This is a genomic window from Arachidicoccus rhizosphaerae (assembly GCF_900107765.1).
Lineage (GTDB): Bacteria > Bacteroidota > Bacteroidia > Chitinophagales > Chitinophagaceae > Arachidicoccus > Arachidicoccus rhizosphaerae.
The window spans coordinates 1-20,492 of record NZ_FNQY01000026.1; the positions used below are offsets into that span (position 1 = coordinate 1).

Consider the following 20,492-nt stretch of genomic DNA (forward strand, 5'->3'; position numbering starts at 1 on the left):
CTCCCTGTCTGATAACTTACAGAGATGTTTGATCATTAGACTGCCAAGGACGAGTCGCCCACTGAGAGGTTTTCTCCCTTCCGCAGAGCTGAATACTTTATCGTATACACCAACGATCCGGTCCCAGGGAATATTCCTGGCAAGGAAAACCCACCGGTTATTCAAGTCCAGCTGCTGCTCGAATGGGGTCTCAAAACCCTCGAAACTTAGCTGGTTGGGACTGCTATAAACCGGAGATGGTGCACGCTTTTTATAACTTCCACGCATAAAACCTTGCACTTTTTTAATGAAAAATCCACTGAAACCTCAATTTACATATAATTTGGCAGTTGTTCAGCAGACTCTAATTTAAAGATAAAGAATTTTCAGAAAGCAACCATAAGTAATCAAAACCCTTTATCGTTTCGTTTAGTATTTACCAAAACCAGATTTAAGCAACCCGTAAAGCACACCATAGCCACAATGCCTGGTTACGCCCATTAAAAAAGCGGCCTCAAAAATGAGAACCGCTTACAGTATCATTCAATAAATCAACCTGGAATTATAAAAATCCCAAGTCATCTATTCATTTGCCTGGATTAACCTAAAGCAACACGTTTAAATTCGGTTACTTTCAGGTCATTACCTAAATAAGCTGCTACTGTTTTGCTGCCATCTTTTACAAATGGCTGTGCTAATAAAGTATTTTCCTTGAAAAATGCGTTCAGTTTACCTTCAGCGATTTTAGCGATCATTTCTTCAGGTTTACCTTCCATTTTCGGATCAGCTTTCATGGTATCAATGATGACAGCTCTTTCTCTGTCCACTGTTTCTTTAGAGATGCTTTCCGGATCAACAGCCAGTGGGTTTAATGCTGCAATCTGCATGGCAACATCTTTGCCTGCCTCACCGGCATCTTTGTTAAATCCAACCAGTACTCCAATTCTGTTGGCACCGTGGATATAAGAAGCAACAAAAGGAGCTTCAACTACTTCAAAATTAGCGATGCCGATCTTTTCGCCAATGGCGGCTAATTTATCATTAATCAGATCTGCAACTTTAGCAGCACCAACAGTAACTTCATTTAATGCTTCAACAGAAGCTACATTGTTTTCTACCGCAGCATTGGCAATAGATTCAGCAAAAGCTACAAAGTCTGCATTTTTGGAAACGAAGTCCGTTTCGCAAGAAATGTTTACGATATAACCTTTGGTATTATCGCTATTGGTTTTTGCAATAACAACACCTTCTTTAGCTTCTCTGTCGCTGCGTTTGGCGGCCACTTTCTGACCTTGTTTGCGTAACCAGTCGATAGCGGCTTCAAAATCACCGTTTGTTTCAGTTAAAGCCTTACGACAATCCATCATACCGGCACCTGTGGCCTGGCGTAACTTATTAATATCCTGTGCAGTAATCGCTGCCATTGTTTATGTCCTCCAAATATTTTAATATGATTATATAAAAACCTAACTGATAGGTTTAAATAAGAAGCCTGCAAAAGGTATTTACAGGCTTCTTGATTGACTTATTTGAAAATAACGCTTTCTTTTATCAAAGGAAGGTATTATCTTTTTCCGCCTGCCTGTGGTTTGCGGGTACCGCCACCCTGAGGTGCACGGCGTTTAGGAGCTCCTTCGCCCTGACGACCACGTCCGCCACCTTGGCTGCCGCCTTCAGCTTCTGCTTCAGCTTGCAGTCTGGCTGCTCTTGTTTCATTTTCGTTGTCTACTTCTTCTTCCTCTTCATCTTTAGCAGCCTGACGTTCAGCCAGACCTTCTGCGATTGCAGCAGTGATGTAGTTGGTGATAATAGCGACTGATTTAGTAGCATCATCATTTGCCGGAATAGCGAAATCAACTTTATTAGGATCACAGTTAGTATCAACCATACCAAAAGTAGTAATACCTAAACGTTTAGCTTCAGCCAGTGCAATATGCTCATGTCCGATATCAACCAGGAATAAAGCTGCTGGCAGACGGCTCATCTGAGCAATACCGCCTAATACTTTTTCCATTTTATCTTTATCGCGAGCCAGGGTTAATTTTTCTTTCTTTGTCAGGCTATCAGCATTTGCGTCGCTTAACAGCTTTTCAATGCTCTGCATTTTCTTAACGCTCTTACGGACAGTGTTGAAGTTAGTCAACATACCACCCAGCCAACGTTCAGTAGCGAAAGGCATATTTACTCTCTTAGCGCAATCAGATACGATTTCTTTTGCTTGTTTTTTAGTAGCAACGAACATGATCTTTTTACCGCTTTTAGCGATCTGCTTCATAGCAGCTGCAGTTTCTTGCAGATGATCCACAGTTTTGTTCAGATCAATGATGTGAATGCCTTTTTTCTCAGCAAAAATGTAAGGTAACATTTTTGGGTTCCACTTCTTCCTGAGGTGACCAAAGTGTACACCGGCCTCAAGCAGTTGCTGCTGTAGAGAAGTATTTGTTTCCATTTATTTAAAATTATAGTATGGTTAAAATGATATTTTCTAAAAAGAAATTCCACAGTTTGCCACCGTGTAGCAAACTGTGAAAATAATCTCGTATTAACGTTTGCTGAACTGGAAGCTGCGACGTGCTTTTTTGTGACCAAATTTCTTACGTTCAACACTTTTCGCATTACGGGTCAGCAGACCAGCAGCTTTAAGTGCGGGACGGAATTCAGGATCGATTTCAATCAGTGCGCGTGCAATACCTAATTTAGCAGCTTCTGCCTGGCCTTTAACACCACCACCGGTTGCATTGATTTTAACGTCAAATTTATCGCTTCCTTCTACAGTTTTCAAAGGCACTTCTACCTGGTTCTGTAAGTAAGCCAAAGTAAAATATTCTTTATAGTCCTTGTCGTTGATGGTAATTTTACCATTTCCGCGGCTGATAAATACGCGAGTCACGGCTTCTTTACGACGTCCTACGGCTATTTTTTGCTTTTCCATTGATTATTAGTTATTTACAAAAGAAAACCTTTGTAAGATTGTTTAAGTTTAATTAGAATTTCAGTTCTTTAGGTTGCTGAGCAGTGTGTGGATGTGTTTCACCTGCATAAACAAATAATTTTTTGATCATTTTGCGACCTAATTTGTTTTTAGGCAACATCCCCTTGATAGCTCTTTCCAGAACGACTTCAGGACGACGCTTTAAAAGATCTTTAGCAACTTCTTCTTTCTTACCACCCGGGTAACCGGAGAAATTGATATAAGTCTTCTGATCCAACTTGTTACCGCTAAAAGTAACTTTATCAGCGTTGATGATGATTACGTAATCACCAGTGTCTACGTGTGGAGTATAAGAAGCTTTGTGCTTGCCACGCAGAATGGCTGCAATCTTAGCGCTGATACGACCCACGGTTTGATTAGTACCATCCACAATATGCCATTGGCGTTGAACGGTAGCCGCATTCGCGTGCTTGGTTGTAAAATGTAGTTTACTCATTGTTAAAATGTTTTATTTGCGACGCTATCCCGTCGCTTTTTTATGAATTAGGGTGCAAAGTTGCGTTTAGTTTTTGGTTATAACAAGCATTTTAGTCTTTTCTTTACAGGCAACTCTTTTAATTTATTGATTTTCAATAATTATTTTGATGCAATTTTAAAAACCACCCTCAAAAATCAAGTAAATACAGCATTCTTTGGCAAAAATTCAGGCAAAATCAGCCGTTGAGCGGTTAAATATGTAATAAACGGGTCAACTGCTCTCTGGTAAATTCCTTTATCTGGCCGGATGTCCATCCGTGAACATGTAAATCCTCCATCTGCAATCTGACCAGCCTGAGTACGGGAGCCCCTACTGCAGCACACATTTTTCTGACCTGCCGGTTTTTGCCTTCTGTCAGGGTAATGGAAATCCAGGGCGCCGGCACCGTTTTTCTGAATCTGATGGGTGGCACTCTTTGTGGCAGCAGCGGCTCTTCTTCCAGTAACTGTGCGTCGGCGGCTTTACCTGTATGGGCTTTTCCGTTGACCTGGATGACCACGCCAGTTGTAAGCTTTTTAATAGCCTCATCTGGCACATGGCCATCCACCTGGGCATAATAGGTCCTGCTGTGTGCATTTTTTGGATGCAATAAGGCCAGATTAAAAGAAGGATCACTGGTCAGCAGCAATAGCCCTTCGCTGTCATAATCCAGCCGACCTACAGGATAAACGTCTTTAGGAACGATAAACCAGTCTTTCAGCGTTTTTTTACCCGGTTCTTCAGAAAACTGGGACAAGGTCTGATAAGGTTTATAAACGACAAAGTACCGGTACCTGGGCAAAGGAGGATAGGATTAATAATGATTAATTCTTGTTGAAAAGGAAGACAAAAGGCTTAATAGGATCGCTGATTATTTTTCTGACCAGGTAACTTTTCTGCAATATACGGTAATGGTTCAGGTCAATGACCTCGTGTGCCTGGCAAAATTGCTCCGTACCTTCCACCAGATAGAGCATTTCATGAATAGAGCGCACCTGCTGCTCAAAAGCAGCAGTATCCGTATCCATAAATCTGGATAGAATAATTAAATCTCTGTTGTTATACCCTTTCATGCTTTACTATTCTTATTGGCCATATCACCCGCCTGCTTCAATATCCGCTTTCATCATGAAGCTCCTCACAAATGGCTAAATTTACGTCCTCTTCCTTTAAGGTCTCAATAAAACCTTTTATTTTTGTTGCAGATCCGATGTTTTCAAAGCCATCCAAGGCAAAATTATTAAAAAAATAAGTTTTTGGGAGAAAATCACCACATCATTTTATTCTCTGCCCTGGATTGGGGCCTGGGTCATACGACTCGCTCCATCCCGATTTTAACACACCTTAACAATACAAACGCGCAATTAATCATTGCTGTCCAGCCTCAAAGTGCTTCAGAAAAAATACTTCAAAGACATTTTCCTCATGCTATTTATGTGCCATTACCGGGCTACGGCATTACTTATTCGAAAAAAAAGCGTTTTTTTTCTCTAAAAATATTCCTGCAGATTCCTAAAATCTTAAAGGCCATCAGAAAAGAACGCCGCTTTGTAAACCAAATCATCAAGACCTATCCCGTTCAACTCATTATTTCTGATAATCGGTATGGATTTTATCACCCGTCCGTCCCTTCAGTTTTTATCACCCATCAGTTGCGCATTGCAGCCCCCTTACCCTTGATTGAAAATTGGATTCAGCGTATTAACTACCGTTATATCAATCACTTTTCCCAGCTCTGGATTCCGGATTTTAAGGGTACTCCAAATTTGGCGGGCAAACTTTCCCACCCTGCCCGGCTTCCTGAAAAATGCAAGGCTCACTACATCGGACCGCTCAGCAGGTTAACAGAAACAACGCTACCTACCCCTGTAGTCCAGGATAATGAGTCTGCCACGGAGGCCTCCTTTAAATATCTTTTTTTATTATCAGGTCCAGAGCCCGCAAGAAGCATTCTGGAAAAAAGACTACTGGAAGCGGCGGCAGAGCTTAAGGCAAAATCCATACTCGTCCGGGGATTGCCGGCTGAAGCGAAAAAGACCGATGGCGTTATTGAAGCCGAACAGCGACCCGACGGCTTAAAAGTGATTCATTATGCAGACCCTGCACTTTTAGGCCGGCTAATCAAATCAGTGGATTTTATTATCTGCCGGTCCGGCTATTCTACGGTGATGGACCTGATATTGCTGGGGAAAAAAGGAATTTATATTCCGACGCCCGGCCAGACTGAACAGGAGTACCTGGCTAAGCATCTCATGGACCAGCATTGGGGGTTTTGTTTTAACCAGGACGAACCAAACTATAAAGCCCGGTTCGACCAGGCGGAAGACTATACCTATCAACTTCCGTCAATCGAAAAAGAAAATCTGGCGCAAATTCTGGAGCCGCTTATCGAATCAGGTGGTTTTTAGGATAATCAAAAAACCAAAAGGCTTTCTTGCCATTTTTAAATGCCGTCCAATGATCAATGTCTGCCTTGACACCATAGATGCCACAGGTGGGAACAATATCTACACGGACCTTTGTGAGCCGGTTCACAAAATCAGTCAATCCTGTATTATGGGAAAACAAAGCGACACGCTGATAATCGTCAGATAAGGAGTGAATGACCTCGAAAAAGTTTTTTACGTTCGCCTGGTACAGTCTTGAATCCTTGATAATGGGTACCCCGGGAAATTGCTGACCAAAGTATACACAGGTGGAAAATGCCCTGTTTGCGTCACTGGATATCAGCGCATCCAGCATCACCCCTTTTTTTTGTATTTCAGCAGCCATAAAAGGCGCGTCCCTTTTGCCCCGATCATTTAATGGGCGGTCAAAATCATCTTCCCAAGGGTTCTGCCAGCTGCTTTTTGCATGGCGGATTACAAGTAATTCTTTCATTAATTTAGCCTTTAAACTGCTAAACAAATATACATTTTGCCTATAAATCACCCAAATGCTTCGATTAATAATTATAATTATTTCGTAGGTTTGGCTAATGGAACAACCAACCCCCTTAGTTCGTCTGGTCTCTATACTAGACAACGATTTCTATAAATTTACCATGCAATGTGCAGTGGTAAGTCTGTTTGCAGATGTTAAGGCTACCTACAAATTTATCAATAGAGGCCAGCACCGTTATCCCCCGGGATTTGCCGATCAGCTACGTCAGTGCGTGGATGAAATGGCCCATTTAAAACTACAGCAAGACGAAAAGGAGTATTTACGCAAGACCTGCCCTTATCTGAGCCCAGCTTATATTGATTTTCTGGCAGGATACAAATACCATCCAAAGGAGGTAAAAATTGAGCAACAGGGAACAGACCTGGAAGTGACTATTGAGGGGTATTGGTTTAGAACCATTCTTTGGGAAGTGCCCCTGCTGTCTCTGATCAGCGAACTTTTTTATAAAATGACAGGACAGCAACGAATCTGTGACCAGCAAATAGAAGACAGAACGGCGGATAAAATCAGGTTATTTAATGAACTGGGGGTAACGGTCGCAGAATTCGGGACCAGAAGAAGGCATTCCTACGAAGTACACGAACTGATTGCGGCGACGCTAAAAAAGTTCCATGGCAACAGCTATATCGGCACCAGCAATGTTCATCTGGCCCGGATAACCGGCGTCAAGCCCATTGGCACACATGCCCATGAATGGTTTATGTTTCATGGCGCCTATTATGGCTTTAAAATGGCAGGAGGACTGGGACTGGAAAACTGGGCCACTGTCTTTCAGGGTGATCTGGGAGTTGCGCTTTCGGATACTTATACAACAGATATTTTCTTTCAGCAATTCAATAAAAAACTCTCCAAGCTTTTTGATGGAGTCCGCCACGATTCAGGTGACCCCATTGAATTTGCGGAGAAAACCATTGCGCATTACCAGAAACTGGGCATCAACCCGCTGTATAAATTCATCATATTTTCAGATGGCCTCAATCCGGAGAAAGTCACCCATATCGCAAATGCCACTAAAGGCAGAATAGGCATCTCGTTTGGCATCGGCACCAATCTGACCAATGACGTCGGTCTGGAGCCCATGAATATTGTCATCAAACTATCTTCCGTTCAAGTAGGTGAAGATCAGCCGATTGCTACCATCAAGCTCTCTGATGAAAAAGGCAAATACACGGGAGATCCCAAAATGATAAAACTGGCCCAGGAGATCCTGAACATACCGGCCAATCCGGCCTAAGTGGCAATCCGACCGAAATAACCCGAATGCTTTGGGTTATTCAAATTGTTATTACATTTGTCCGGATCCCGCGTATCCGGCAATTGCAAAGGAACGCACTAAAGAATTACATAAGCCTTGATAGTATAATAAGATGATTCAGAGTAAAGACTTTTTAATGCGGTTGTTAAAAGATCTGGCAGCCCTCTTAAATAAAGCCATTGGTTCCTTTCCGGATAACAATTTAGGCATTACACAGGCGGATATCGACCTTCAGATTTATACGGCGACCGGTTTATCCAAGGAAGATTTCCTGACGCTTGATGATGCGGGCCTTGAGCAGGCCATCAATCAATACGACGCCCAGGGAAGCCTTCTATTAATTGACTTTCTGGCTAATCTATTTTATTATCAATATCAGCAGACCGGTCAAAAAGATCTGCTTACAAAGGCGCAGACATTTTACCAGAGATACCAGCAGCAAAGCAGCACTTTTTCAATGGTATATTTTCAGCGGATACAGCAACTTTAAGAATTACAGCCTAAGGATTACGAGCCTGCAATTCTGTTAGCCACCCGTAGAAGTTCTTAAAAGACGCCCGCCAGTATTTTTCCTCATGCATACCCTCCGCATTGAAATCTGTCGTTGTTATAATGGAAGCATTCTGCTTTAAGAGACTTGTCATTTGCGCCAAACGGCCCTGAAGACTATCGCCTTCCTTGCCTCCCCCATAAAAATAAAAGGCGGTATTATTTAGTTTTGACAATACGGTACGGGTCGAGTCATAAATTTCCGGCGCAATCCAAAAAGAGGGAGAGAATATCCCAGCCCGGCCAAAAACCCCGGGATAGGAAATTGCGGCATAATAACTGATCAGTCCTCCCATGGAGCTACCTGCAATTGCTGTAAACCTGGCTTCCGGCTTTGTCCGGTAATGCTGATCTATAAAAGGTTTAAGCGTCCTGGCAAGAAAACTGACGTAGGCCTTTCCTTCCCCCTTACCAAACTGCTTATTATTAAAAGGATTATATTCCAGCATCCGTTCATTGCCGCCGTTGTCCACGGCTATTACAATGCACTGCTTACTATCCGGCAGACTATTTAAATATTCATCGACACTCCATTCCCCGGAAAATGCCGTGGCATCATCAAAAACATTCTGCCCATCCTGCATATATAATACAGGGTAATCTCTAGAGGTATCCTGTTTATAATTTTTGGGTAAATAAATCCATATCCGCCTTTGTCTATTTAATTCAGGCATCAAAAAAGCCGTGTCCAGTATATCCACATTACTGGCTGCCGTGCTTTTGACCGGCACACTGGCAAAATGGTCAGCCCAGCCGGCTATCTTTAATTCCAGATGTATGGCCCCGCGGCCACTGAGTTTTTCAACATCCAGAATCCGGTTATTGATCGCCTGGCCCTCTCTATCTGTTTCCACCGTCTGCCAGCTTCCACGGACGACTTTAAACGCATGCTGCCCCGGCGATAGCTTTGTTTTTAAAACATAAATCCCTTTTCGGTTTTTCTTAAAAGCAAAAGCCGTATCTGCCGTATGCCAGCCATTAAAATCTCCTGCTAAAAAAATGCTGTCATTTGTACCGGGCAATGCCTTATCAGTAAACTGAAGTTCAAAGATCACGTTCTGTCGGGCTTGTCTGATCGGCATAAATGAAGATAAACAAAATAAACAAATAAATAGTTGTATGGAATAAACCTGTTTCATATTAATTACTGCAACAAATTGTTGGCCAATTGATATTAAAACTCCCTTTGGTTTTGCTGACCCCATCTAAAAGAGTCCTGCTCAAGCCCTATCAAATCAATAAGACGGTTTACAACAGTCATAGCGACCTGCTCCAGATTTTCCGGTTTGCTATAAAAGGAAGGCGTCAACGGACATATAACGCCTCCGGCGAGTGTTACCGTTTCCATATTTCTGATATGGATAAGATTATAAGGGGTTTCTCTAACACCCAATATCAGGTTTCTGCGTTCTTTAAGCATTACATCCGCTGCCCGGCTAACCAGGTCATCACTGACACCGGCGGCAATTCGTCCCAGCGTCCCCATACTACAGGGAGCAATGATTAAATCAGTAAACCTCGCAGATCCAGAGGCAAAAGGCGCATTAAAATCATATTTATCATAATAATGGACCGGATACTGGTTAAAATCAGTATTGCCGAGCTCTGTTTCCCAAACCGTTTTGGCATTATTGCTCATTACAACAGCTAACTCTTTAAACTGGCTTTTTAAAGATAACAACCTTTCAATTAAGAGTTTCGCATAGATAGAGCCACTGGCTCCGGTAATTGCGAGCGCGATTTTCTTGTCCTTCATAATTATCGTGCAAGTTAGGCAACCTGTTGCAAATTATTGTCCATGTCGTTTTAATCAGCGTTATTTATCCAATTTTTCAGGAATTAAAGGGCCTTCCGGCTAAAAAAGCACATTTAACTGTACCTTTGCCTAAGTAGAATTGTTGATATGATTGTAATTGATAATATATTAATCAGTGATGATGTCCTTAGTGAGCAATTTGTTTGTGATCTAAGCAAGTGTAAAGGAGGTTGTTGTGAGGACGGGGATGCCGGTGCGCCCCTGATGGACAGTGAACTGGAAGAATTGCAGCAGTATTTTGATGCCATCAAACCCTATCTCACACCTGAAGGCCTTCAAGAGATTGAAAATCAGGGGAAATATGTTTATGACAAATACTTTGGCTGGGTAACCCCTACCATTAATAATGCGATTTGCGCCTACGGCTATAGAGATGAAAAGGGAATTATAAAGTGCGGCATCGAGCAGGCTTATAATGATGGTAAAATAGGCTGGAAAAAACCGGTCAGCTGTCATCTTTTCCCTATAAAAACAGAAAAGAGCAAACTGGACAGTGATTTGGAATTTGTCAATTATGTGCCCAGGGAAGACCTCTGTCACGCAGCCTGTGTGTTAGGTAAAAAACTGAAAGTACCGGTTTATAAATTTTTAAAAGAAGCCATCATCCGCAAATATGGTCCTGACTTCTATGATAGTCTGGAAGCAACCGCTTCCCATATGCAACCATAAAACCCATTATTAAAAAACAATGGTAAGCCCGTATTAAGGTTCGCCTGATTCAAAAATGACGCCTGAAAGATTAGAAAAATTAAAAAACGTGCTTCTTAAAAGACAGTTTGATTTAACCGTCATTTTTGAGAATGTACAGGACCCGCACAATATTGCCGCTGTCTTGCGTACCTGTGAATCTGCAGGGATTCAGGAAGTACATATTTTGAATCATACCATTGCCCCCCATCCTAAATTCGGGGACGGGCTCGGCTACCGCAGTAGCAGCAGCGCCTGGAAATGGCTGACACTCCATTATCACGATAACATCCAGAGCTGCGTTAAGGCAATACGCAGTCAGGGATTTACACTGATGGCCACTGCCCTTAATGAAAAAGCCGTCAATTTGTACGATGTAGATTTTACTCAAAAACTGGCCCTGGTCTTTGGTAATGAGAAAAAAGGCGTTTCAGATGAAATGCTTGAAAACTGTGATGGTAATTTTTTAATTCCGCAGCAGGGTATTATACAGTCCCTTAATATTTCGGTCGCCTGTGCCATCTGCATCTACGAAGCCTACCGGCAAAAAAATGCCCAGGGTCATTATGCCCCTAAATCTATGGCTGACCCCCGTATTCAGAAGGTTGCAAAACAGTGGGAACTTCCCATACAGGATCCTAAGTAAAATGCGCTGAATAGCTTTTCCGGCTGCCATGAAAGTCTGCCGGAATAAATCATCAATGAATCTTAAATGACTGCGCCTTCTTTAACAAAGAATGAAAAGCGTACCTGCCTTGCCCGGACATCTGCTCTCAAACTTTAACGCAATACCATCCAAGGAACGAGGCTCAAATGCAAGCCTAACGAACGTTTGCAGAGAAATCACTTTTGCACTCAATTTCAAAGCCTTTTATAATTTTCTGGAAAAAATATTTTTTTTATTAAATATTGTAGGCTAATTTAGCTCCACATTTAACAAATAAGTGAATAATCGTACCCAAAATATCATCTCTTACATTTCTGTAGTGTCCTCCACTACCGGGACGATTATTATTACCCTGTAAAGGGTAAATCATTGTATATATCATCCACTGGGCCGTTAAGGCTGTTTTGTAGAGGCTAATGCCGGGCTCTACGAGGATATCAAGTTATGCAAAGCAACTCTCATTAAACAAAAATAAATTTATTCTATGTATGTCTTAAAATTTGGAGGTTCTTCCGTTGCAAGTGCGGATAATATCCGTAAAGTGGCGGAAATCGTCCAGGCAAGTGAGGCAAGCCAGGTCGTCGTGGTCGTTTCTGCGCTGGGCGGCATGACCAATGAACTGCTTGCCCTGGGCACGAAAGCCGCCGACGGGGATGAAAATTATAAAGGTCATTTAGATGAACTAAGAGAACGTCATTTAAATGTCGTCAAGTCCCTACTTCCCATCACAGGACAGAGCAGCAGCCTGAGCATGGTCATGCAGCATTTTAACGAGCTGGAAGATATCGCTGAAAGTATTTTTCGCTTAAGAGAATTCTCACTGGTGACCAAAGACCGCATTCTGGCCTTCGGAGAAACGCTCTCCAGTAAAATCATAGCCGCCTATTTTGCCTCCTTAAGTTTATCCTACCGCTGGCTTGACGCCAGAAACATCATCCTGACTAATTCCAAATTCACGAATGCAAAGGTGCATATGGAGCCTACGATGGAAAATATCAGCAAAACAATTGCGGAGTTTAAGGAAAAAATAATACTCGTTCCCGGCTTTATTGCCAGCAATAAAAAAGGACAAACCACTACCCTTGGAAGAGGCGGATCGGATTATACAGCAGCATTATTTGCTGCTGCAGTAAATGCGACCCGGCTGGAAATCTGGACGGACGTATCAGGTATGATGACAGCTGATCCAAGATGGGTCAGCGGTGCTAAGATCATTACGCATATTTCATTTAAGGAAGCCATGGAGCTTTCTCATTTTGGCGCCAAGGTCATCTATCCGCCCACCATTATACCAGCGATGAATGCCGGTATTCCCATCTTAATCAAAAACACATTTGAACCGGAAGCAGCCGGAACACTCATAGACAATGAACCCACCACTCATGAATTAGACCAGGATATTGTCACCGGTATCTCCTCTATGACAGAGATTGCCTTACTCAGCATTGAAGGCAGTGGCATGGTTGGCGTCCCGGGAACGTCCAAAACCTTATTTGAAACGCTGGCTGCAGCTCAGATCAATGTTATATTGATTACCCAGAGCTCCTCCGAACACTCTATCTGCGTTGCCGTAGATGTTGCAGATGTGGAAGCGGCCAAAGAAGCACTTGATATCAGCTTTCAAAGTGAAATCAGTTCAGGAAAAATAGAACCGATAAAAATTGAGCGCAGCCTTTCCATTGTGGCCCTTGTTGGAGACAAGATGAAAAGCCACCCCGGCATCAGTGGTAAAATGTTCTCTGTATTAGGCAGAAACGGCATTAATGTACGAGCCATTGCTCAGGGAAGTTCCGAGAAAAACATTTCTGCCGTCATTTCATTTGAGGATGTCAAAAAAGCGATCAACGTCTTGCACGAGGCCTTTTTTGAGAAAGTATACAAACAACTCAACCTCTTTATAATCGGCGTGGGTAATGTCGGATCCCGCTTACTCGCCCAATTAAAACAGCAAAGAGAATACCTGCTGCATAATCTGAATATCCAGCTCAGAATCGCCGGTCTGGCCAATAGCCGTAAAATGGTCTTTTCAGATAACGGCGGTGTATCCTTAGACCATTGGGAATCAGCTCTGCAGGAAGGTCATAAATATGATTTACATCATTTTACCCAGACCGTGCTTGAAAAAAATGTCCGCAATGCAGTCGTGGTAGACGTAACGGCCAACGCAGCAGTAGCCGGTACCTACAAAAAGTTTCTGGAGAAAAGTATTGCCGTAGTGGCTTGTAATAAAATAGCCTGTTCCTCTACCTATGAGGATTATATGCAACTCAAGACACTTTCCAAGGCATTCAATGCGCCCTTTTTCTTTGAAACCAATGTAGGCGCAGGACTTCCGGTAATCGGCACATTAAATGACCTGCTTAGAAGTGGTGACGAGGTACTTAAAATACAGGCAGTACTTTCCGGAACCTTAAATTTTGTCTTCAACAAATATGACGCAACCGAAAGCTTTGAACAAGTGGTCAGAACCGCCCAGAAGGACGGTTACACGGAACCCGACCCCAGGCTGGACTTGGGCGGTACGGATGTGATGCGTAAGATCCTGATTCTGGCCAGAGAATCCGGTTTTGAGCTCAATATGGCGGATATCAAGAATACGCCTTTTCTGCCTGCGTCCTGTTTTGAAGGAAGCGTGGAAGATTTTTACGGACAATTAAAAGTCCATGAGCAGCATTTCAAAAAACTATATGAAGATGCAGCCGCACAGAACCGTAAGCTTAAATATGTGGCAACCTTTGAGCCTGGAAAAGCAAGCGTGGGCCTTGAGGCCGTATCACCGGAATCAGATTTTTATCATTTATATGGTAAGGACAATATCGTTTTATTCTACACCAAAAGATACCCGGATCAACCCCTTGTCATTAAAGGAGCCGGGGCCGGTGCTGATGTGACGGCAAGCGGTGTTTTTGCAGACCTTATTAAAACGGTTTATTAATTTTTACGCTCATTTTACAAAATATACAATAAATGAAGGCATGTATTGCATACGCTCCGGGCACCGTGGCCAACCTTGTCTGCGGCTTTGATATCCTGGGACTTTGTCTGGACTCTCCGGCCGATAAAATGGAAGTCCGGCTGCTCGACACTGCTGAGATCATCATTAAAAGTGCAGATGGTTATCCTTTGCCCGAAGATCCGGCACTGAATACGGCAGGTGCTCCTTTACTGGAGATGCTGCAGGACCTGGATCAGAAAGTAGGCTTTGAGATCATCATCCATAAAAGAATTAAACCGGGTAGCGGAATAGGATCCAGTGCAGCCAGCGCAGCCGGCGCTGTGGCCGCAGCCAATTATTTACTGGGTAGTCCCTTTGACAAGGTTCAGCAGATTCAGTATGCCATGGCAGGGGAAAAAGTGGCCAGCGGTGTTAAGCATGCAGACAATGTCGCCCCTTGTATCTATGGCGGCATTACACTAATCAGAAGTATCGCCCCCCTGGATGTGATACCACTGGCCGCTCCGGATCTGTATGTCAGTGTCGTTCACCCGCAAATTGAAGTCAGAACTGCTGACGCACGGGCCATTCTGCGCCAACAGGTCCCATTGAAAAATGCCATCAAACAATGGGGTAACATTGCAGGACTGGTTACCGGTATCCTCAAAAATGACCTGCCACTAATAGGTCGTAGCCTGGAAGATCATATTATCGAGCCGGTCAGAAGTACCCTGATTCCCGGTTTTCAGGAACTGAAAAAAAGTTGCAAGGAGGCAGGCGCACTGGGTGGCGGTATTTCCGGTTCGGGCCCGTCAATTTTTATGCTTAGCAGCTCCAGACAAACGGCGCAAGCCATTGAAGGTATTATGCAGGAAACCTACAAAAACCTAGGCATCGACTATCATAGCTATGTATCTATGATTAATAAAGAAGGGGTCAGAATTGAACCTTTAAATAATTCATCGCGGTAACAGCGGCGAACAACGCTCACTTAACAACATTAAACATTCGTAATGCAATACTATAGTTTACAACATCAGGCGCCAAATGTCTCTTTCAAAGAGGCGGTCCTGAAAGGACAAGCACCGGATAAAGGTTTATATTTTCCAACTGAACTCCCTAAATTACCGGCAGATTTTATTAAAAATCTGGCCACCATCTCAAAAGAAGAAGTAGGGTATACGGTCATGCGTCCCTACGTGGGTGAAGATATGACGGATCAGGAATTAAAACGTATCGTAGCGGAAACCGTAAATTTTGATTTCCCGTTAGTAAAAATAAATGACCAGATTGCTTCTCTGGAACTCTTCCATGGTCCAACATACGCCTTTAAAGACGTGGGAGCCCGCTTTATGAGCCGCTGTCTGGGTCATTTCCATAAAAATGAAAATAAAAAAACGACCATCCTCGTAGCAACGTCCGGAGATACCGGTGGCGCAGTCGCCAATGGTTTTTTAGGCGTAGAGGGCGTAGAAGTCATTATCCTGTATCCTTCCGGTAAAGTAAGTCCTATCCAGGAGCTGCAACTGACAACCTGTGGAAAGAATATCACGGCACTTGAGATTGAAGGGAGCTTTGATGACTGTCAGGCCATCGTTAAACAGGCCTTCATGGACCAGGACCTGAAAGAGGCCTATCAGCTGACATCAGCTAATTCAATCAACGTAGGTCGCTGGCTGCCGCAGCAGCTCTATTATTTTTACGGCCTGCAGCAATGGCAACAGCAGCAGCCACCGGTAATCTGCGTTCCCAGTGGTAATTTCGGCAATATCTGCGCGGGCATTTTAGCCCATATCAGCGGATTACCTGTTCAGCATTTTATTGCCGCCTGTAATGTAAACGATACAGTACCTGTCTTTATGCAGACCGGCAATTATCAGCCTAAGGCCTCCACCCCTACCATCTCCAATGCCATGGATGTAGGCAACCCGAGTAATTTCGGTCGTATCCTGGAAATTTTCGGAGGTGAGGCAGAAAAGCTAAAGACCCGGTTCAGCAGTGTCTCCATCACAGATGATCAGACAAAAGCCACTATTAAAGAAGTATACGGCGGTACGGGCTATTTACTGGATCCGCACGGCGCGGTAGCTTACCGGGCGCTGGCCGATTATCAGCAGCAAAATCCTTCCCAAAAAGGATTTATCCTGGAAACGGCACATCCCGTTAAATTCCCGGATGTGATCGAATCTTTACTCGACATACAGATTCCACTGCCTGAGGGTGCTACCGCATTAAATTCGCAGGATAAGGTATCGGTTAAGCTCGCGGCAGATTTTGACTCCGTTAAAAACTGGCTGCTGGGTAGATAAACTCCTGCAGATAGGTCTGAATACAGAAAATGGATGCAGCCCGGTTTTCGGAACTGCATCCATTCTCTATTATTGCCATAGATGCTTACATTTTTTCGAAAGAATTGCCGGGAGAGCCGTCAGTCTATTATTTAATGCATTAATCGTCATAAAGGATCCGGACTAATCCAGTGAAAAATTATGCTCTCTTGCCAGATTAGAGAGTTCAATCAGGCTCCGGACTTTTAGTTTTTCAAAAATACGGCCTCTGTAAGTGCTGGCTGTAGAGGGATTTAGCGATAACGTATTGGCAATTTCAATAATACCTTTTCCCTCCAAAAGCTGCATCATCACCGCAAATTCACGCTGGGACAACAGATCAAACAGACTGTTCACCTTTTTCCCTTTTACCAACATCGTTTTACCGTCCATGATTCCTTCAGGATAATACCTTTTTCCTAAATAGATATTACGGATGGCCTTTTTAAGTTCTTCATCGGAATCCGTCTTGCAAACATATCCATAGGCACCGGCATTCATGTACCGTAATGCAAATATCTCTTTGGGATTTACACTTACAAAGAGTATTTTCAGCCCGGGCCGAAGTCTTAAGGCTTCTGTCATCATGGACATACAGTCCATCCCTGGCATCATAATATCGCTAATCAGTAAATCATAGGACTGCTCATTTATTTTTTCCAAAACTGCATTAAAATCGATCGCAAAGTCGATCTTAGTATTGGTGCCTAGTGTTTCCTTCGTCAAAAGTTCCAGTCCGAACCGTACCGGAAAATGATCGTCAGCAATTAAAACCGTGAATGACATGACCTTTTACAATTAATATTTAATTAAAACTACCCGTTTCTCATCCCTAAGTCACGTTATAGCGCTACACCATTACTGGTACTCAGGAATGCTCATAAAAACAGTTGGTCTTTTAATTTGGTTTTCAGCGGTAGTGGTGAGTAACCCCTGAATTAAAAATGACAACTCACCAGGCTACCTGAACAGATTTTGAACAACCGCCGCAATCATATAGATGCTCGCCGTCCATCAACTTACTATTGCATTTCTGTCACTGACTGATTCATGTTGGTTTTAGAATTCTATAACGGCAATGTTTCGTGAACAGTCTGCTGATCTTTAAATCGGCTCCTGTTACTCCCATTTAATATTTTAAAAGAAGTTAAAAAAAATTCTTAAGCACTACTCCCCTAGCTTCTCCTTTTTTGAATTTCGATTTTCCTTTGATCCGGTTTCTTATGTTATCCCGAAAGCTTTTACCGGAAAATATCTCCCGATTATTTCCATTAAATGTATCAAAATAATCGCATCATCCGGTCAATATACGCAGCCATCCTGCTCCAAACAGTTTAGCTTTTCTTTCCTTTCCCAGCGTTCAAATCCAGACAAAAGTATTGTAAGTATAAAAAGGGTTTTGTAGCTTTTCAGCCACAAAACCCTTTTTATAGCTTTGATGATACTTTATACCTGAATCCATCGATAAACCAGCGGTCAGATGATTCTTTCATCATAAAATCAGAGAAACCTTGAACTGTTATGTTTTACAAGGGCAAAAAATCGGGGCCGCGGGTATCCTCGACGGAAGACTCGGTGAGTGGATCAGTCGGTTTTAAGGGCAGTCTTATTCCCAGATGTGTCGCTACCGCCCTGATCTGGGTGAAGCTAAGTTGGTCTCCGCTAAGTGTGCGGATATCCGCTGATTTTGCCTCCGGATTACTATAGATAAGCTCTTCAATATATTTCAATTCCTTTTTGGTCACAAATAAAGAGATGTCGACTTCTTTAGTCTCCAAAAATGAAATCAGATGACTTTCTATGGTACTTACCACCAGGTTTCTGGATTCGGCTATCTGCTCAATGGTCATCCCTTCCTTTAGTAAGGTCAGCGACATTTTTTTTGAACTCCCAACGGGCGGTTTGCTTTCAGGTTTTAATTTTTTAGTAGCTTCTGTCACATTGATACGGTGCAGTCCGGTAACAGAGGAAAGCCAGTCATCTACGACTTCTGATTTACACATGGATTCCGTTAACTGAATCACCTGATTAATCTGCGCCACCTTTCTTTCCAGTGGCAAAATCAATCCGATTAATTTTTTCTGGATGGAGGCTGTCTTCTTAACGCTCTTGAGTTTTTTCAGCTGCTCCTTTAACGGTTCAATTACGTGACTGGCCAGCGCATCGGTAAACCATCCGCATGCGGCTCTTGTCCGCTCATGTAACTGGTTAAAACTACCGGCATCTCCCAGGTCCAGTAACTGACTCAACTGCTGGTTGAACCTGGCAGAGGTGGACAATTGTTGCTGAACCTGCCCGTACACTTCCTTCATTTTATCCAGCAGATCCTGATGGTCAGCGAATAGTTTTTGTTCATTTTCCTGGATATAGGCCGCAATCTGATGATCCAGGCGGCTCCAGTCAAATGCTTCAAGAATGAGGGTATAGATATATTGTCTTTGCAGAAAACGCAGATGTTCTTCTAAAGAGTCATCATCCTGAGCCATTGCATAATATTCCATGACGGCTTCGTCCGTTCGTATGGAGGACGCCAGGATACGGCTCCTTAAAACCAGACCGTCCAGACTCCTGAGTCGGCTCAGCGCCACATATACCTGTCCGGGCGCAAAGGAAGCACCTGCATCAATAACGGCTTTGTCAAAGGTCAGACCCTGACTTTTATGCACCGTAATTGCCCAGGCCAGTCTGATAGGCAGTTGCGTAAAACTCCCCACTTCAATTTCTTCAATCTCATCTTTTTCTCCATCGTATTCATAACGTAGGTTCTGCCAGAGTTCCGGTTCTAAGGTCAGCAGCTCCTGCTCGTCCTTGAACTGGATTTTGATCTCCTTGTTAATATCAATCTGGGCCACTACACCAATCTTTCCATTGTAAAAACGGCGTTCTTCCCCCTTATCATTTTTTATAAACATAACCTGGGCCCCCACTTTCAGGACAATTTCCCTATCAGCGGGATAGGCTTTTTCAGGAAAATCTCCTTCCACTATGGCCTTGAACCGGTATTCCTTATTAGGAAGTGCCGCAAGGGCCCTTTGGTTAATTTCGTCGGCAATGGCATTATGCGAAGTCAGTGTAATATAACCTTCCTCCTCACTGGGCTCAAATTCCGGGTGATAATAACTATTGAGCTGCCAGAGTTCATCCTGGTTAATGGTGCTGTTACGGATCTGATTGAGTAAATAAATAAATTGCTGATTGCTTTGACGGTATATTTTCTTCAGTTCCAGAAAAACCGGCGTATCCTCCCTTAATGCATGTGCGTCAAAGAAAAACGGGCTGTCATAGTACTGACTTAATGTAGCCATATCTTCCTTGCGAACAACAGGGGGCAACTGAAACAGATCACCTATGAACAGCATTTGTACCCCCCCGAAAGGCTTTGAATTACGCCTGACATATTTCAGGACTTCACTGATGGCGTCCAGTAAATCAGCCCGAACCATGGAGACCTCATCGATAATTAATAGCTCCAGCTCCTCCATGATGGATCTTTTGGCACTATTTAGTTTCATCTTGTGGAGCAACTGGTGTTTATTATATAAGGCTTGTCCTTCACCTACTCCCCAGACATGTTCACTGGTAGGGGCAAAAATACCAAAGGGTAATTGAAAGAAGGAATGTATGGTCACACCGCCGGCGTTAATGGCGGCCACACCCGTGGGAGCCAGTACGACCATTTTTTTGGGGCAATGGTCTTTGATGTAACGCAAAAAAGTTGTTTTACCTGTTCCTGCCTTTCCGGTAAGAAAAAGGGGACTCCTGGTAAAATTCACAAATGAAACGGCCTGTTCAAACGCTTTATTACTGCTATCGTGCTCCATAGGCCTGCAAATTACAGAAATATGGCTGAGCAGGCAAGCTTTTGGTCCGCCTTCCCGCGGCTTT

Annotated in this window: 19 protein-coding genes and 1 pseudogene; 8 read left to right on the forward strand and 12 right to left on the reverse strand. The window is 43.2% G+C overall.

Features of this window, described 5'->3' with window-relative positions; translation table 11 throughout:
- The 7 genes and pseudogenes from BLU80_RS16275 to BLU80_RS16305 form a co-directional block, all read right to left on the reverse strand.
- A pseudogene (locus BLU80_RS16275) lies at positions 1 to 267 on the reverse strand (hypothetical protein); the annotation flags it as partial.
- A gap of 311 nt (positions 268 to 578) precedes the next feature.
- Complete coding sequence (tsf, locus tag BLU80_RS16280) at positions 579 to 1,403, reverse strand: translation elongation factor Ts (RefSeq protein ID WP_091400587.1); 825 nt, start codon at positions 1,401 to 1,403, stop codon at positions 579 to 581.
- 140 nt (positions 1,404 to 1,543) lie between these two features.
- On the reverse strand, positions 1,544 to 2,428 hold the full coding sequence (gene rpsB / locus BLU80_RS16285; protein ID WP_091400589.1) for a 30S ribosomal protein S2: 885 nt from the start codon (positions 2,426 to 2,428) through the stop codon (positions 1,544 to 1,546).
- A 93-nt stretch (positions 2,429 to 2,521) separates the two neighbouring features.
- Positions 2,522 to 2,911 (reverse strand): 30S ribosomal protein S9, encoded by a 390-nt coding sequence (gene rpsI / locus BLU80_RS16290; RefSeq protein ID WP_091400591.1) that lies wholly within the window; start codon positions 2,909 to 2,911, stop codon positions 2,522 to 2,524.
- 52 nt (positions 2,912 to 2,963) lie between these two features.
- Positions 2,964 to 3,407, reverse strand: a complete 444-nt coding sequence (gene rplM / locus BLU80_RS16295; protein WP_091400593.1) for a 50S ribosomal protein L13 — start codon at positions 3,405 to 3,407, stop codon at positions 2,964 to 2,966.
- Positions 3,408 to 3,639: 232 nt separating this feature from the next.
- Complete coding sequence (locus BLU80_RS16300) at positions 3,640 to 4,230, reverse strand: pseudouridine synthase (RefSeq protein ID WP_091400596.1); 591 nt, start codon at positions 4,228 to 4,230, stop codon at positions 3,640 to 3,642.
- A 22-nt stretch (positions 4,231 to 4,252) separates the two neighbouring features.
- The gene (locus BLU80_RS16305) at positions 4,253 to 4,501 is read right to left on the reverse strand and encodes a hypothetical protein (RefSeq protein WP_091400599.1); all 249 of its coding nucleotides are present in this window, start codon (positions 4,499 to 4,501) and stop codon (positions 4,253 to 4,255) included.
- A 183-nt stretch (positions 4,502 to 4,684) separates the two neighbouring features.
- Between BLU80_RS16305 and BLU80_RS16310 the strand changes: the two genes are divergently transcribed.
- Positions 4,685 to 5,836, forward strand: coding sequence for a glycosyltransferase (locus BLU80_RS16310; protein ID WP_091400601.1), 1,152 nt, complete (start codon positions 4,685 to 4,687; stop codon positions 5,834 to 5,836).
- Here BLU80_RS16310 and BLU80_RS16315 read toward each other — a convergent pair.
- Positions 5,814 to 6,308 carry a SixA phosphatase family protein gene (locus BLU80_RS16315; RefSeq protein WP_091400602.1) on the reverse strand — a complete coding sequence of 165 codons (495 nt, stop codon included), beginning with the start codon at positions 6,306 to 6,308 and terminating at the stop codon, positions 5,814 to 5,816. The genes BLU80_RS16310 and BLU80_RS16315 overlap by 23 nt on opposite strands.
- 97 nt (positions 6,309 to 6,405) lie before the next feature.
- On the opposite strand from BLU80_RS16315, the gene pncB reads away from it, so the two are divergent.
- Together pncB and BLU80_RS16325 are read left to right on the forward strand one after the other, a co-directional pair.
- Entirely contained in the window at positions 6,406 to 7,605 is a 1,200-nt protein-coding gene (gene pncB / locus BLU80_RS16320; protein ID WP_091400604.1) for a nicotinate phosphoribosyltransferase, read from the forward strand.
- Positions 7,606 to 7,738: 133 nt separating this feature from the next.
- The gene (locus BLU80_RS16325) at positions 7,739 to 8,116 is read left to right on the forward strand and encodes a hypothetical protein (RefSeq protein WP_139188182.1); all 378 of its coding nucleotides are present in this window, start codon (positions 7,739 to 7,741) and stop codon (positions 8,114 to 8,116) included.
- 10 nt (positions 8,117 to 8,126) lie between these two features.
- Here the strand turns inward: BLU80_RS16325 and BLU80_RS16330 are convergent, their stop codons facing one another.
- Positions 8,127 to 9,257, reverse strand: a complete 1,131-nt coding sequence (locus tag BLU80_RS16330; RefSeq protein WP_170831266.1) for an alpha/beta hydrolase — start codon at positions 9,255 to 9,257, stop codon at positions 8,127 to 8,129.
- Between the two features lie 92 nt (positions 9,258 to 9,349).
- Positions 9,350 to 9,931: a UbiX family flavin prenyltransferase gene (locus tag BLU80_RS16335; protein ID WP_091400609.1), complete on the reverse strand. Its 582-nt coding sequence runs from the start codon at positions 9,929 to 9,931 to the stop codon at positions 9,350 to 9,352.
- A 147-nt stretch (positions 9,932 to 10,078) separates the two neighbouring features.
- Between BLU80_RS16335 and BLU80_RS16340 the strand changes: the two genes are divergently transcribed.
- From BLU80_RS16340 to thrC, 5 genes are all read left to right on the forward strand, one after another.
- On the forward strand, positions 10,079 to 10,660 hold the full coding sequence (locus BLU80_RS16340; protein ID WP_091400612.1) for a DUF3109 family protein: 582 nt from the start codon (positions 10,079 to 10,081) through the stop codon (positions 10,658 to 10,660).
- Between the two features lie 88 nt (positions 10,661 to 10,748).
- Positions 10,749 to 11,324, forward strand: coding sequence for a TrmH family RNA methyltransferase (locus BLU80_RS16345; protein WP_244518983.1), 576 nt, complete (start codon positions 10,749 to 10,751; stop codon positions 11,322 to 11,324).
- A gap of 505 nt (positions 11,325 to 11,829) precedes the next feature.
- Entirely contained in the window at positions 11,830 to 14,280 is a 2,451-nt protein-coding gene (gene thrA / locus BLU80_RS16355) for a bifunctional aspartate kinase/homoserine dehydrogenase I (RefSeq protein ID WP_091400618.1), read from the forward strand.
- Positions 14,281 to 14,312: 32 nt separating this feature from the next.
- Positions 14,313 to 15,251 (forward strand): homoserine kinase, encoded by a 939-nt coding sequence (locus tag BLU80_RS16360; RefSeq protein ID WP_091400620.1) that lies wholly within the window; start codon positions 14,313 to 14,315, stop codon positions 15,249 to 15,251.
- Positions 15,252 to 15,293: 42 nt separating this feature from the next.
- Positions 15,294 to 16,589, forward strand: coding sequence for a threonine synthase (gene thrC, locus BLU80_RS16365; RefSeq protein ID WP_091400622.1), 1,296 nt, complete (start codon positions 15,294 to 15,296; stop codon positions 16,587 to 16,589).
- A 162-nt stretch (positions 16,590 to 16,751) separates the two neighbouring features.
- Here the strand turns inward: thrC and BLU80_RS16370 are convergent, their stop codons facing one another.
- Positions 16,752 to 17,393 carry a response regulator gene (locus tag BLU80_RS16370; protein WP_091400623.1) on the reverse strand — a complete coding sequence of 214 codons (642 nt, stop codon included), beginning with the start codon at positions 17,391 to 17,393 and terminating at the stop codon, positions 16,752 to 16,754.
- 740 nt (positions 17,394 to 18,133) lie between these two features.
- On the reverse strand, positions 18,134 to 20,428 hold the full coding sequence (locus BLU80_RS16375) for a helix-turn-helix domain-containing protein (RefSeq protein WP_091400625.1): 2,295 nt from the start codon (positions 20,426 to 20,428) through the stop codon (positions 18,134 to 18,136).
- Positions 20,429 to 20,492: the final 64 nt, after the last annotated feature.

Excerpts from the sequence above, each read along its gene's own strand:
- BLU80_RS16305 (WP_091400599.1), bottom strand. The coding sequence starts at position 4,501 with ATGAAAGGGTATAACAACAGAGATTTAATTATTCTATCCAGATTTATG.
- pncB (WP_091400604.1), top strand. The coding sequence starts at position 6,406 with ATGGAACAACCAACCCCCTTAGTTCGTCTGGTCTCTATACTAGACAAC.
- tsf (WP_091400587.1), bottom strand. The coding sequence starts at position 1,403 with ATGGCAGCGATTACTGCACAGGATATTAATAAGTTACGCCAGGCCACA.
- BLU80_RS16325 (WP_139188182.1), top strand. The coding sequence starts at position 7,739 with ATGATTCAGAGTAAAGACTTTTTAATGCGGTTGTTAAAAGATCTGGCA.
- BLU80_RS16340 (WP_091400612.1), top strand. The coding sequence starts at position 10,079 with ATGATTGTAATTGATAATATATTAATCAGTGATGATGTCCTTAGTGAG.
- BLU80_RS16370 (WP_091400623.1), bottom strand. The coding sequence starts at position 17,393 with ATGTCATTCACGGTTTTAATTGCTGACGATCATTTTCCGGTACGGTTC.
- BLU80_RS16375 (WP_091400625.1), bottom strand. The coding sequence starts at position 20,428 with ATGGAGCACGATAGCAGTAATAAAGCGTTTGAACAGGCCGTTTCATTT.
- BLU80_RS16330 (WP_170831266.1), bottom strand. The coding sequence starts at position 9,257 with ATGCCGATCAGACAAGCCCGACAGAACGTGATCTTTGAACTTCAGTTT.
- rpsB (WP_091400589.1), bottom strand. The coding sequence starts at position 2,428 with ATGGAAACAAATACTTCTCTACAGCAGCAACTGCTTGAGGCCGGTGTA.
- BLU80_RS16360 (WP_091400620.1), top strand. The coding sequence starts at position 14,313 with ATGAAGGCATGTATTGCATACGCTCCGGGCACCGTGGCCAACCTTGTC.
- thrC (WP_091400622.1), top strand. The coding sequence starts at position 15,294 with ATGCAATACTATAGTTTACAACATCAGGCGCCAAATGTCTCTTTCAAA.
- rpsI (WP_091400591.1), bottom strand. The coding sequence starts at position 2,911 with ATGGAAAAGCAAAAAATAGCCGTAGGACGTCGTAAAGAAGCCGTGACT.
- BLU80_RS16335 (WP_091400609.1), bottom strand. The coding sequence starts at position 9,931 with ATGAAGGACAAGAAAATCGCGCTCGCAATTACCGGAGCCAGTGGCTCT.
- rplM (WP_091400593.1), bottom strand. The coding sequence starts at position 3,407 with ATGAGTAAACTACATTTTACAACCAAGCACGCGAATGCGGCTACCGTT.
- BLU80_RS16315 (WP_091400602.1), bottom strand. The coding sequence starts at position 6,308 with ATGAAAGAATTACTTGTAATCCGCCATGCAAAAAGCAGCTGGCAGAAC.
- thrA (WP_091400618.1), top strand. The coding sequence starts at position 11,830 with ATGTATGTCTTAAAATTTGGAGGTTCTTCCGTTGCAAGTGCGGATAAT.